Raw genomic sequence first — 12755 nt, 5'->3', positions numbered from 1 at the left:
TACAAAGATTCAAACAGGGCATGTCGTGTGTAATTCCATCATGTCAGAGAATTGTACAGAAATTATACTTGGAAAAAAGGGAGAGATGTGCATGAAAGGTTTGCGTATGAAGACGGGTCTTCTTCTGCTTTGCTTGCTGCTAATCGTACCGGCATTGGCGGCTGCGAAGCCGCAAAGTGTAACCGGCCCTACACAAGATTTGCGGTCGAAGCTGGGTCAGCTTCTTGGTGAACATGCGGTTCTGTCAGTTATAGCGATGCAAAGAGGCTATGACAACGTATCCGGATTGACGCAGTCTGTAGATACCTGGAAGCAGAACACAAGCGGATTGGCGGCTGTGATTGCATCCGTATATGGCGATAATGCCGGTCAAACATTCGAGTCGCTGTGGGGCTCGCATATCGATTATTTAGTGAATTATGCCAAGGCGACCGCATCCAATGATGAAGAGGGGCGTCGGCAGGCGATGGCCAGTCTGGAAGTATACCGGGTTAAACAGGCCGAATTTTTCTCCGATGTGAACTCCAGTTACTTCGACAAAGACAGAATCGCCAGCGACCTGCAGCTGCACATTTCCCGAATTATAGCGGCGCTGGACGCCTATGCAAAGAAAGATTACCCAGCAGTGTATGAAAACACGCGTCAAGCTTACAGCAATATGTTCATGACAGGAGATGCTCTGGCACTCGGAATTTCGAACCAATACAAGAGCAATTATCCGGCATTCAAAGAAAATGCGGATGCCTCCGACCTTCGTTCCAAGCTCGGACAACTGCTCGGCGAGCATGCTCTGCTGACAGTGATCACCATGCAGAAGAGCGCTGACCAAGCACCGGATGCCAATGCCGCGTCGGCAGCGCTGGCGAGCAATACCAATGAGCTGTCAGATGCGATTGCGCAGGTCTATGACAATGCGAATGGGGAAACATTCAAGTCGCTCTGGGGCTCACACATTAGCTACCTTATCGATTATTCCAAAGCGACTTTGGCCGGCAGTGTTGACGGCAGAGCCAAAGCTGTTGATGAGTTGGAGAAATACCGCATGGCGCAAGCGAAGTTCTTCGCTGCTGCCAATCCGTACTATTTCAAAGAAAGTGAAATTGCTGCGGGGCTGAAAGTCCATATTGATCATTTGATACTCGGCATTAACAAGTATGTGCAGAAAGATTATGAGATGGCCTTCGATGGACTGCATGCTGCCTATGCGCATATGTTCATGACGGCTGATACGCTGGCCAGCGGCATTGTGGCGCAGTTCAATTATCAGGTGCCTGAAACAGAAGAAACCCGGCCGCCAGCACCGGAACAGTCTACCGTTACGATGAAGGTCGGCAGCAAAACAATAAAAAATGATGTATCCGCCTTTACGATGGATGTTGTCCCTTATGTTTCCGAAGGTATTACGTATATACCGGTTCGTTATATGGCGCAAAGCATAGGCGCTTATGTCGAATGGACGCCTAAGACGATGACAGCAACGATACGGTCGGGCAGTGATACTGCCGTATTCTGGGCGGGCCAGCCTAAGATGAGCTTCAATGGGGTGGTCAGAACGGTGGGTGCTTATGCACGGGTTAAAGATGACCGTTTGTTCGTTCCTGTTCGCTTCATTGCCGAATTATACGGTTGGAAAGTAGAATATAACAAGAAAGATTGGACGATAACGTTGAAAAAGATGCTGCCTTGATCAAGACTATTACAACGAGGAATGACGGAGCTGCTCTGTCCCAACAAGGATAGTGGCGAATAATCCGCAGCTCGACAATCTTATGAAGAGTCTCCAAAGCCACGATCAAAGTGGAGTTGGAGGCTTTTGCCTGTGTAAATCAGCTATTGAGCGGTAAAAGTTGAACATTCATGCGAAAAGGCAGTTTATTTCTCATTTCCGCCTGCTAAAGATAAAGTGCCTGCCTAAGTGCAGGTATTTCGACATTTCTGCCCCTATCGAACTCCTCATGCCTCCAATTCCTGCCTGATTGCATGCATTCCCCCTGCAACGGCTTCTTTTAACCGGAATTCCTGCACTCACGCATGCATTCCTTCTCTCCTGCCAGCCGGATATGATGAAGTCAGATACGGGTTGAGCACCTCCATTGTATAAAATATCCGCCTATAAATAATGGCAGTGCCGGGAAGCCCACCAGACATTCTCAACATGCACCTTGCTGATCGGAATATTATCAGTGCTTAGGAGGCTCAATTGCATTGAGTTTATTCCAGAATGTACGTTATAATAGGAAGAATGAGCTAATGAATGGAGGGGGAGACGCTCCCATGAGCATTACAGTGAAGGATGTTGAGCATGTCGCCAATCTGGCCCGGCTTGAGCTGTCAGAGCAGGAGAAGGAACAATTCACCGGCCAGCTTAACGCTATATTGAAGTATGCCGAGAAGCTGAACGAGCTGGATACCGATGGCGTGGATCCAACGAGCCATGTGCTGCCGGTAACGAATGTAATGAGAGATGATGTTGTGAGGGATTCCGTCACGCTGGAGACAGCGCTTAGGAATGCGCCGGATGAAGAAGACGGCCAGTTCAAAGTGCCGGCTGTATTGGAATAGAAAGATCAAATCCCGACCGCCTGGCCGGTCTTTACCGCCTGCTCCCAATGAGCGGCGAGAGTTGAAGGGAGGAACGACTGTTGGCACTCTTTGATTTGCGCCTTCAGGAAATACATAACCAATTGACAAGCAAAGAATTGTCCGTGGGCGAACTGGTGGACGCTTCATACCGCCGCATAGCGGAGACGGACTCTTCCATACAAGCATTTCTTACACTGAATGAAGACGGTGCCCGCGCCGCCGCTGCCGAATTGGACAAGCAGCTTCAAGATGGCGGCGAGCGCGGACTTCTGTTCGGCTTGCCTGCTGGCATTAAGGATAACATCGTAACGGAAGGATTGCTTACCACGTGCGCAAGCCAGTTTCTGCGCAACTACGATCCGATCTATAACGCAACGGTTGTACAGAAGCTAAGTGCCGCGCAGTCGGTTACCATCGGCAAGCTGAACATGGACGAGTTCGCAATGGGCGGCTCCAATGAAAATTCCAGCTTCTATCCCACTCGCAATCCGTGGAACACCGATTATGTGCCAGGAGGATCAAGCGGCGGTTCTGCTGCATCCGTTGCCGCAGGACAAGTTTATTTCTCGCTGGGCTCCGATACAGGCGGTTCAATCCGGCAGCCGGCCGCGTATTGCGGAATTGTTGGACTTAAACCGACTTACGGCCTTGTCTCCCGTTTCGGCCTTGTGGCCTTCGCGTCCTCGCTTGACCAGATTGGCCCGCTTACGAAGAACGTAGAGGATTCCGCCTATGTGCTCCAGGCGATTGCCGGCTATGACGGAATGGATTCCACCTCCGCCAACGTGGAGATTCCTGATTATGTCAGCGCATTGAGCGGTGATGTGAAAGGGCTTCGCATTGGTGTGCCTAAGGAGTATCTGGGACAGGGAATCGACCCCAAAGTGAAGGAAGCGGTGCTGGCCGCGCTTCAACAGTTCGAAAGCCTTGGCGCGACTTGGGACGAGGTTTCGCTGCCGCATACAGAATATGCGGTAGCCACGTACTACTTATTGGCATCATCAGAAGCATCCTCCAACCTGGCGCGCTTCGATGGCGTCCGTTATGGTGTAAGAGCGGAAGATCCGGACAGCCTGATCGAGCTGTACCGCAAGTCCCGGAGCCAGGGCTTCGGCGATGAAGTGAAGCGCCGTATCATGCTCGGAACCTATGCGCTCAGCTCCGGCTATTATGACGCCTTTTATTTGAAGGCACAGAAAGTCCGCACATTGATCAAACAGGACTTCGACAACGTATTCCAGAACTATGACATTATTGTTGGACCGACTGCTCCAACTGCTGCATTCCGCATCGGTGAACAAGTGGGCGATCCTCTAACTATGTATTTGAACGATATTTGCACCATACCGGTCAGCTTGGCGGGTGTTCCTGCAATAAGCATTCCATGTGGTTTCGCAGACGGCCTGCCTGTCGGTCTGCAAATTATCGGCAAAGCGTTTGACGAGCGGACCGTGCTGCGGGCTGCGCATGCGTTCGAGCAGCATACCGATCATCATAAACAGCGCCCGCAGCTGTAACGATTGCGGATGTCAAGGAATCAGGAGGGGCTAGAGCAATGTTGGAACCGAATAAATATGAAACGGTAGTTGGGCTTGAAGTGCATGTCGAGCTGCATACGAAGAGCAAAATCTTCTGTGGCTGCTCCACATCCTTCGGCGCCCCGCCGAATACCCATACATGTCCGATTTGTCTCGGACATCCCGGTGTTTTGCCAGTGCTCAACCGGCAGGCATTGGAATTTGCGATGAAAGCGGCAATGGCGCTTAACTGCCAGATTGCCGACGTGAGCAAGTTTGACCGGAAAAACTATTTTTACCCCGATTCACCCAAAGCATATCAAATTTCCCAGTTCGACCAGCCGATAGGCGAGCATGGCTGGCTGGATATTGAAGTCAATGGGCAGACGAAGCGGATCGGCATTACGCGGCTGCATCTGGAGGAAGACGCGGGCAAGCTGACGCATGTTGATGGCGGTTATGCTTCGCTGGTGGACTTTAACCGTGTAGGTACGCCACTTGTGGAGATTGTATCGGAGCCGGATATCCGCACCCCCGAAGAAGCGAAGGCGTATCTGGAGAAGCTCAAAGCCATTATGCTGTATTGCGAAGTGTCGGATGTGAAGATGGAGGAAGGCTCGCTGCGCTGTGATGCCAATGTCAGTCTGCGTCCATTCGGACAAGAGAAGTTCGGCACAAGAGCAGAGCTTAAGAACATGAACTCATTCCGTGGCGTTCAGCGCGGTCTGGAATACGAACAGATTCGCCAAGCGGACATTCTGGACAGCGGTGGCATTGTCGTTCAGGAGACGCGCCGCTGGGATGAAGCGCAAGGCAAAACCTTCACGATGCGCAGCAAGGAAGAAGCGCATGATTACCGCTACTTCCCGGATCCGGATCTTGTGCGCATGTATATTGATGAAGAGTGGAAGACGCGTGTCCGCGCATCCATTCCAGAGTTGCCGGATGCAAGGAAGGCTCGTTATACGTCCGAGCTTGGCCTCTCCTCTTATGATGCCGAAGTAATAACCGCATCCAAGAAGCTCGCTGATTTCTTTGAAGAGAGTCTTGGCTACACGAAGGATGCCAAGTCAGTTGCGAACTGGATTATGGGCGATCTGCTCGGCTACCTCAATTCAGGCAATCTGGAGCTCGCTGATGTCAAGATTACTGGTCAAGGTCTGGGCGAGATGATCGGACTGATGGAGAAGGGCACCATCAGCAGCAAGATTGCCAAGACCGTCTTCAAGGAAATGCTGGAGAGCGGCAAGCTTCCTCAACAAATCGTCGAGGAGCAGGGTCTTGTCCAGATCAGTGATGAGGGTGCAATTGCAGCTGTCGTGGATACGATCGTCACAGCCAATCCGCAATCGGTTGAGGACTTCAAAGCAGGCAAAGAGAAGGCGATCGGCTTCCTTGTCGGTCAGGTGATGAAAGAGACCAAAGGCAAAGCCAATCCGGCATTGGTTAACAAATTATTGCTGGAGCGCTTGAATCAATAAACAGAGCAGCACTAGAGCCGACCACCCGACCACCGGGTGGTCGGTTTTTAGATGGGCATGCTTTTCACGGTCGATGAGGCACCGGCAGTGCTTTGCCAATTTCATGTTTCATTCGTAGTGTGCAGCATAGAATATGATACAATAAGCAATAAGTACTAGAAGTGAAAGGTCGGGGGTCTGATGCTAACATTGAGCATCTCTAATCCGTGGTTCATTGATGAACTGCACATTTTTATTCGGCTCATGCTTGCGGTATGTCTGGGCGGATTAATCGGGTTTGAGCGTGAGCAGTCCAATCATGCCGCAGGTCTCAGGACGAATATACTCGTTTGTCTGGGCTCTTGCCTGCTCATGATGCTCTCCATTTATGGCTTCTCTGATTTTGTTGACGAGCCCAATGTGCGGGTAGATCCGGCAAGGCTTGCGGCAGCGGTTATTACGGGCATCGGCTTTCTTGGCGCAGGGACGATACTATTCACGGGTAAGTCTATAACAGGGCTGACGACAGCGGCTTCCCTATGGGTTGTGTCAGCGATTGGGCTGGCAGCAGGTTCTGGATTTTATTTTGCCTCAGTAACATCGACTGTACTTGTTCTTCTCATCTTATGGGCGCTTAACAAAATCGAGCGAAAATATGTAAAGGGAAAGAAGCAGTATCTGTTCAAAATCGAATCCGATGATCGTTCTGTGCTGGTGCGGGCTATCAATTCTATGCTGATCGAACGCGGCGTACGGATGCGGGAAGTAGCCGTGCAAGAATTTGTAGATCACAATCGAGGCAAGCAGGTCACGCTGCAAGTATTCGTAACACTGCCCAAGTCGGAGGCGGTGCTTGCATTAATAGAAGATATTCGGGCACTGGAAGGCGTGCATGCTGTAAGTGCGGAGTAGCGATTGACATCATGAGCCGGTACTTGGAGAGGGTGAGACAGAATGCGCGTACATAAGCAGATCCATCAGAAGCTGGCACCTCTGCTTGCTTTCCTAATTCCGGGAGCGGGACATTTAGTGTTGGGTTTTCACTTGCGAGGACTAATGCTGCTGGCAGGTACACTTACAGATATCGTTGCAATCATCCGCTTTGCAGATGAGGGGGGCGGCAAGTTCGCGCTGCTCATCGTCTATCTTGGACTGGCACTGCCGCTGTTCTGGTTCTACAGCGTATTTGATACATTGCAGCAGAGGGCCAAGCTTGGAGAGAGTGGCGAATTACCGGAGGCGAATCGGACAAGAGCTTCGGCAAGCGCCATGCAGGGCGCAGCTGTCATTGCAGTGGGTCTGCTGCTGCTTGGACTTGTTCGCTCACCTAACGTACTCTTGCCATGGCTTGATGCTGTCGGTGTTTACGCACCGGGCGTCGGTCTGATGTTTATTGCACTAGCGATTGCCGCAAGGAGGGGAAGGGAAATGCTGAAGATGGGCCGGTTCACCGCAGCGATCATCATAATGACCGTTGGCGGCTTGCTGTTGTGGGATCGGATTAAAGGAAGGAATGACATCGAGCTGCTTGGGCAATGGTGGCCTGCAGCTTTTGTTCTGCTGGGCATAGAAGTAGTTGCTTTTAGCTTTGTTATACGGGCTAAAAACAAGCGGATTTCCTTCGATATTGGCGGGAGCTTCCTGGCCGTAATCATAGCAGTGACAGCTTTTGTTGTGACACAGTATGCCGCAATGCCCTTCCAATGGCTGGACGATTTGAAGGTGAATCTGACAGGGATGAGCGGCTATGGCGAGGAGAAGGGGTTTAAATACGAGAAAGAAACGTTATCGGTACCACTGGGCACCGATACATCCAAAATTTCCATTGATAATCCTAACGGTAAAGTAACCTTACGCAAAGGTGACGTAAATGAGGTCATGATCGAAACAGTGCTATGGGTTGATGTGAATGACCAGCAGGAAGCGGACAATGTGGCTGAAGGATCAACAGTCGAAGTAAGCGAAGGTGACACGATCGCGATTGAGGCCAAAGGGCAATCTTATAGTGATAATGGCAGCCGCAAGCCGCGTATGAATATAAGAGTAACGATACCAGCGGATTCCCACTTCGGTCAGCACGTGAAGATACCGGATAAAGCATCGTCTGCGGGCTCAGTTGAAACTTCCCGTCCACTTGATTCGTCTAAAACAATAGCCAGCAATGAAAAAGAGAACTTGCCCCCGTCCGACAGGGCAGCTTCGGGCACTAATTCTGGACAGGTGACACAATCCCCGGAAGGGACGGGTCAAGACGCGCCAAACGAGTCCAGCACGAATAATAACGCTGATTCCGCTGCAGACGAGGTACCGGCTGATACAGAACTGAGCATACATGTAAGCAATGGTTCTGTTGATGTTTCGGGACTTGTTTTTACAGGCGGTGCTGCCGTCAAAGTGACGAATGGCGAGATAACGCTGCGTCATCTTTCCGGCTCCGTCCATGCTGAGACGAAGAACGGATTCATCGAGGCCTTTGACATCGCAGGCAGCGTCCAGCTTGATACTTACAACGGCAATGTCAAGGCATTTCGGATTAATGGGGATGTTCAGGGATCGACATTAAGCGGCAATATTGAAGTGGAGCGGGTTAAAGGAAGTACGGCTGTTGATACCAAGAACGGCGAGATCAGAATACGAGAAGCCGACGCCTCCATTACTGCGGATACATTGAACGGCAGCATCGACATCCAAAGCGCCATTGTGGGCGGGGACTGGAACATCGACAGCTCGATTGGCGAAATCAATTTAGTCATTCCTGATAATGGCAATTACAACGTCAATGGTTCCGTAACGTTCGGAAGTATCTCAACCAATCTCCCGCTTGCAACAAGCAAAAAAACGATACAAGGTGATATAGGCGAAGCAACTTACCGGATTAATATTGACGCTAACAGCAGCATAACGGTTAATCGCTATATCCCGAAATGATGTCCCCGTTCATTGACAAAATGAAAAGTAAGCACGTACAATGGTTCTAACGAAGGAGAAAGGACGTGAAGGGCATGGGTGCGACCGTTGAGCAGGCATTGGAACAATTGAAGAGTACCGGCGTCCGTATGACCCCGCAACGTCATGCTATCTTGAGTTTTCTGATGAATTCCATGACTCACCCTACAGCTGATGAAATCTATAAGTCACTTTCACCTGCTTTTCCTAGCATGAGCGTAGCGACAATATATAATAATCTAAGGCTGTTTGTAGAAGCCGGACTCGTACGAGAGTTGACTTACGGTGATGACTCAAGCCGGTTTGACGCTGATTTATCCGAACATTATCATGCGATTTGCCGCTGCTGCGGCAAGATTGTAGATTTTGATTACCCGCCTCTGACAGATGTGGAGACTGTAGCATCGAAGGAAACGGGCTTTAAGGTTCATGGACACCGCATGGAAATTTACGGGGTTTGTGGGGATTGTACGAAACCGACATCTTGAATGAATAATTAGGTGCAAGGATCGAACGTGCAGAGGGCATAGTAATTGCCGACTTCTGCACGTTTTTATTTTTAACGTTGCTAACAGGAGGGGAATGAAAGACGTGGAAACTGTGCAGATCAGGCAGCGCCGCCGCAGGGGAGGCGGATGGTTAAAGTGGCTTATGCTTCTCAGCGGGCTAATAGCTATGGTATCGGTAATTTGGCTTGGCTGGCAGCGATATATACCGAATAATCAAGAGGTTAAGCCCGAATATGGCCGGACTCATCCCATAATGGTTCAAGGGAATGTATTACAGGAAAGTGCAGTAATAGAGGATAATTCTGTCAAGGTGCCTTTAACCGTCCTGCAGCAAGCTCTAGGTCTCGCTGAGGCCGTCTATTATGAGGAAAAGAGCGGTTCGATCGTACTAACGAATGCGGATAAGGTGCTCCATCTGCAAACGAACAGCTTGACCGCCCATATTAACCGCAAGCCTTACGAGCTGCGTTTTGCTGCCGAAGTAAAGGACAAGCTTGTTTATATACCGACAGCGCCGCTGGAAGAGATGTATGGCATTCATGTGGAATATGACCCTGATGCTGATATCGTTACTATACTGCTCGCCGGTGAATCAGTTCAACGGGCTGAGGCGCCTGAAGACACGGTCATTCGTACAGAGCCGTCCATACGCGCTCCAATCGTGAAGCGTATCGCCCGAGAAGGGGAAGTCCGCATCTGGGGGGAGCATGAAGGCTGGTACAAGGTGCAGAGCGACAATGGCATTATCGGTTACTCGGCCAAAGGAGACCTGACCTTAACAGAGGTGGAGAAGATTGCACAGCTGAAGAATAAGGTTCCGTTTGTTGCATGGAAAGTGCTGGGCAGCAAAATTAATATGACATGGGAAGCAGTCTACACAAAGACACCGAATACAAGCAAAATTGGACCTATGAACGGTGTTAATGTCGTCAGCCCGACATGGTTTGAACTCATGAATAACAAAGGTGATATTAGCAGCAAAGCGGATCGATCCTATGTCGCATGGGCTCACAAGAGAGGCATGCAGGTATGGGGATTGTTCAGCAACGGGTTCGAGCCAGAGCGGACAACCCAGGCCCTTGCGACCGTTGAGAGCCGCTTTCACATAATTCAGCAGATACTCGCTTATGCCGAACTGTACAAGCTTCAGGGGATTAATATCGATTTTGAGAACGTCCATACTGCTGACAAAGCGAATCTTGTCCAGTTTGTGCGGGAGTTGACTCCTCTTCTGCACGAGCAGAATTTGGTCGTATCTATCGACGTCACGCCCAAATCCAACAGTGAGATGTGGTCGGTGTTTCTTGATCGTGCTGCGCTCGGCAAGGTTGTGGATTACATGATGGTAATGGCGTACGATGAGCATTGGGCATCTAGTCCCAAAGCGGGATCAGTAGCGTCTCTGCCATGGGTTGAGCAGTCCATTCTCCGAATCATGGAAGAGGATGAGGTTCCGCCGGACAAGCTGGTGCTGGGCATGCCTTTATATACTCGCGTTTGGACGGAGAAGAAGGATGAGAACGGCGCGTTGAAGGTGAGCTCAAAGGCGCTTGGAATGGATTCCGTAAGCGATATAATTGCCGAGCATAAGCTCAAGCCGCTGCTGGATGAGCAGGCCGGACAGAATTACGTTGAATATACAGAGGATGGCGCAAGGAAACGAATTTGGCTGGAGGATGAGCTATCTATAAAGGCTCGAACAGCATTAGTGAAGAAATATAACTTGGCCGGTATCGCCACATGGCAGCGGGCATTTCAATCCGACGAAGTATGGGACATCATTCATCAATCCTTGAATAAGCGGCCATAGAAGATAGCTGCAAATATAATGCCCCTTGAACGGCGCTGGCCATTCAAGGGGCATTTTGTCTATCATTTGGCGGTATCGTCTACAGCTATCTCTTCGCTAAGCGTTGGAGAATGAGTGGCTTGATTCGGATCCAGGGTCAGTTTTGTCTTGCAGTACATGCAGCGGTCGGTTTTGCCGAGTATCTTCGTTTGTCTGTTGCACTCCGGACAGGTCAGAATAACGGCGCTGGTGGACAGCATACCGGCCCAGAAATAGACACCGACACTAAGCAGCATGCCGATCATGCCAATAACCATGAAGATAGCTGCGAATATTTTGCCGGCTTGTCCCCAAAAGACGATACCGGCGGTTCCTAATATCATAAGTCCCATTCCAGCCAGTGTGAACATGAGTCCCCATAGACGAAACTCATTGATTTTACTTGATTTAAAAAACATAGTGTGATCCTTTCTGACGATCGGTGTGGATTTCTCCGCGGGCAGGCAGGAAACCAGACTGACATTGTCGAACAAGAATTAAACTGCGAAATCATTATAGCTCAAACTGCTGAATGAAGCTATATGGAGGATAATTGTGGACCCTATAAAAACACATCTCAAACAAGAATTTCAACAAATGGACAATGTAATAAGCCTCGCGGCGATCGATAATCCTTATCCTTATAGTCCGCTTATAGATGGGCTGGATCTGCTGCTGCTTTGCATTTCTACAGAATCTGAAGTGATTCGCCGCACCGAACATATACGCATTAATGAGGATCGTGTCAAAATTATGACAGTCAGTCCGGAGCAGCTTGAGCAATGGATCGCCAGCGGTGAGAACCGCAGTATAATAGAATGGCTCGTTCGCGGAGAAATATTGTTGGACCGGGATAATTACCTGCTCCAGATTCGTGAGCGGCTGCTTGAATTCCCTGTTGCCATGCGAGAGCAGAAGCAGCTTGTGGAATTCGCAACCTTCATAAGAACCTATTTAAGAGCCAAGCAAGATCTAAGCGACAATAATTTGCTGGACGCATACAGCAATATACTTAGCTCTCTGCAGCATTGGGCCCATATTGCTCTAATTGAAGCGGGAGTTCATCCGGAATTGACGGTTTGGAGGCAGATGCGAAGATTCAACCCTGGCATATACAAGCTTTATGAAGAGCTCACAGTCAGTCCCGAGACACTGGAGCAACGGGTTCGACTTGTTCTGCTGGCATGTGAATTTTCAGCTATGAGCAAGATGAAAGCATGCTGCTCCCTGCTGTTCACCATCCTGTCCAGCAGGGAGGAACCGTGGAGTGTAATGGAGTTGCAGATGCATCCGTTGATTTCATCTCTGCATATCGAGCTGTCGCTGCTTATACAAAAGCTCGCCATCAGAGGTTATATTGAAGAGGTTGCGGTAACCCCGGAATGGGGCGGAACAGCTGCGCTGGAGCTGCGATATCGTTATGTCCTAACGAAATAATTAGCCATCAGGATAACTGATGTATAGATGAGAGGAAGAACGCTGTCACGATGAAGTGTTCTTTTTTTATAAAATGCTTGACGTATGGGCGGGTGTTATGATAAATTCTTTATTACCGCCTTCGAGTTAACTTTTCAAGCTTGAACGGTCGGTAAAAAAGAATTTTAAAAAAGTGCTTGCATTAAGATAGGCACTTGTGGTATATTAATCAAGTCGCCGCTGAGAGGTAGCGACGAGGTAAACAAGAATTTGTTCTTTGAAAACTGAACAATGAGCGACCTGTCAAACAGGTTTTAACAAGTAAGTCAGCGATGAGCTAACAAGCCATCCTGAAACTGGCTTCGGCCACTTTTATGGAGAGTTTGATCCTGGCTCAGGACGAACGCTGGCGGCGTGCCTAATACATGCAAGTCGAGCGGACTTGACGAGAAGCTTGCTTCTCTGATGGTTAGCGGCGGACGGGTGAGTAACACGT

The 12755-nt window shown here is 49.7% G+C and carries 10 protein-coding genes and 1 rRNA gene; 10 read left to right on the top strand and 1 reads right to left on the bottom strand.

Annotated features, from left to right (window positions below):
- Positions 1 to 91 precede the first annotated feature (91 nt).
- From K0T92_RS16870 to K0T92_RS16835, 8 genes are all read left to right on the top strand, one after another.
- Positions 92 to 1687, top strand: coding sequence for a copper amine oxidase N-terminal domain-containing protein (locus K0T92_RS16870; protein ID WP_219873651.1), 1596 nt, complete (start codon positions 92 to 94; stop codon positions 1685 to 1687).
- A gap of 587 nt (positions 1688 to 2274) precedes the next feature.
- Complete coding sequence (gatC, locus tag K0T92_RS16865; protein ID WP_219873650.1) at positions 2275 to 2562, top strand: Asp-tRNA(Asn)/Glu-tRNA(Gln) amidotransferase subunit GatC; 288 nt, start codon at positions 2275 to 2277, stop codon at positions 2560 to 2562.
- A gap of 80 nt (positions 2563 to 2642) precedes the next feature.
- Positions 2643 to 4100, top strand: coding sequence for an Asp-tRNA(Asn)/Glu-tRNA(Gln) amidotransferase subunit GatA (gatA, locus tag K0T92_RS16860; protein ID WP_219873649.1), 1458 nt, complete (start codon positions 2643 to 2645; stop codon positions 4098 to 4100).
- Positions 4101 to 4138: 38 nt separating this feature from the next.
- A complete protein-coding gene (gene gatB / locus K0T92_RS16855) occupies positions 4139 to 5581 on the top strand; it encodes an Asp-tRNA(Asn)/Glu-tRNA(Gln) amidotransferase subunit GatB (RefSeq protein WP_219873648.1) in 1443 nt (480 codons plus the stop codon).
- Positions 5582 to 5761: 180 nt separating this feature from the next.
- A complete protein-coding gene (locus K0T92_RS16850) occupies positions 5762 to 6472 on the top strand; it encodes an MgtC/SapB family protein (RefSeq protein ID WP_219873647.1) in 711 nt (236 codons plus the stop codon).
- 42 nt (positions 6473 to 6514) lie between these two features.
- Positions 6515 to 8488, top strand: coding sequence for a DUF4097 family beta strand repeat-containing protein (locus K0T92_RS16845; RefSeq protein WP_219873646.1), 1974 nt, complete (start codon positions 6515 to 6517; stop codon positions 8486 to 8488).
- Positions 8489 to 8562: 74 nt separating this feature from the next.
- On the top strand, positions 8563 to 8994 hold the full coding sequence (gene perR / locus K0T92_RS16840; protein ID WP_219873748.1) for a peroxide-responsive transcriptional repressor PerR: 432 nt from the start codon (positions 8563 to 8565) through the stop codon (positions 8992 to 8994).
- A gap of 94 nt (positions 8995 to 9088) precedes the next feature.
- On the top strand, positions 9089 to 10825 hold the full coding sequence (locus tag K0T92_RS16835; RefSeq protein WP_246628226.1) for a glycosyl hydrolase family 18 protein: 1737 nt from the start codon (positions 9089 to 9091) through the stop codon (positions 10823 to 10825).
- Positions 10826 to 10887: 62 nt separating this feature from the next.
- Here the strand turns inward: K0T92_RS16835 and K0T92_RS16830 are convergent, their stop codons facing one another.
- Positions 10888 to 11262 (bottom strand): YgzB family protein, encoded by a 375-nt coding sequence (locus tag K0T92_RS16830; RefSeq protein ID WP_219873645.1) that lies wholly within the window; start codon positions 11260 to 11262, stop codon positions 10888 to 10890.
- A gap of 136 nt (positions 11263 to 11398) precedes the next feature.
- Between K0T92_RS16830 and K0T92_RS16825 the strand changes: the two genes are divergently transcribed.
- A complete protein-coding gene (locus K0T92_RS16825) occupies positions 11399 to 12280 on the top strand; it encodes a nucleotidyltransferase-like protein (protein ID WP_343223729.1) in 882 nt (293 codons plus the stop codon).
- A gap of 350 nt (positions 12281 to 12630) precedes the next feature.
- Positions 12631 to 12755, top strand: a 16S ribosomal RNA gene (locus K0T92_RS16820); the annotation flags it as partial.

Source organism: Paenibacillus oenotherae (assembly GCF_019443105.1).
GTDB lineage: Bacteria > Bacillota > Bacilli > Paenibacillales > Paenibacillaceae > Paenibacillus_Z > Paenibacillus_Z oenotherae.
Note: the sequence above shows the minus strand (reverse complement) of the source record. Positions and strands in the feature narration are given on the sequence as shown.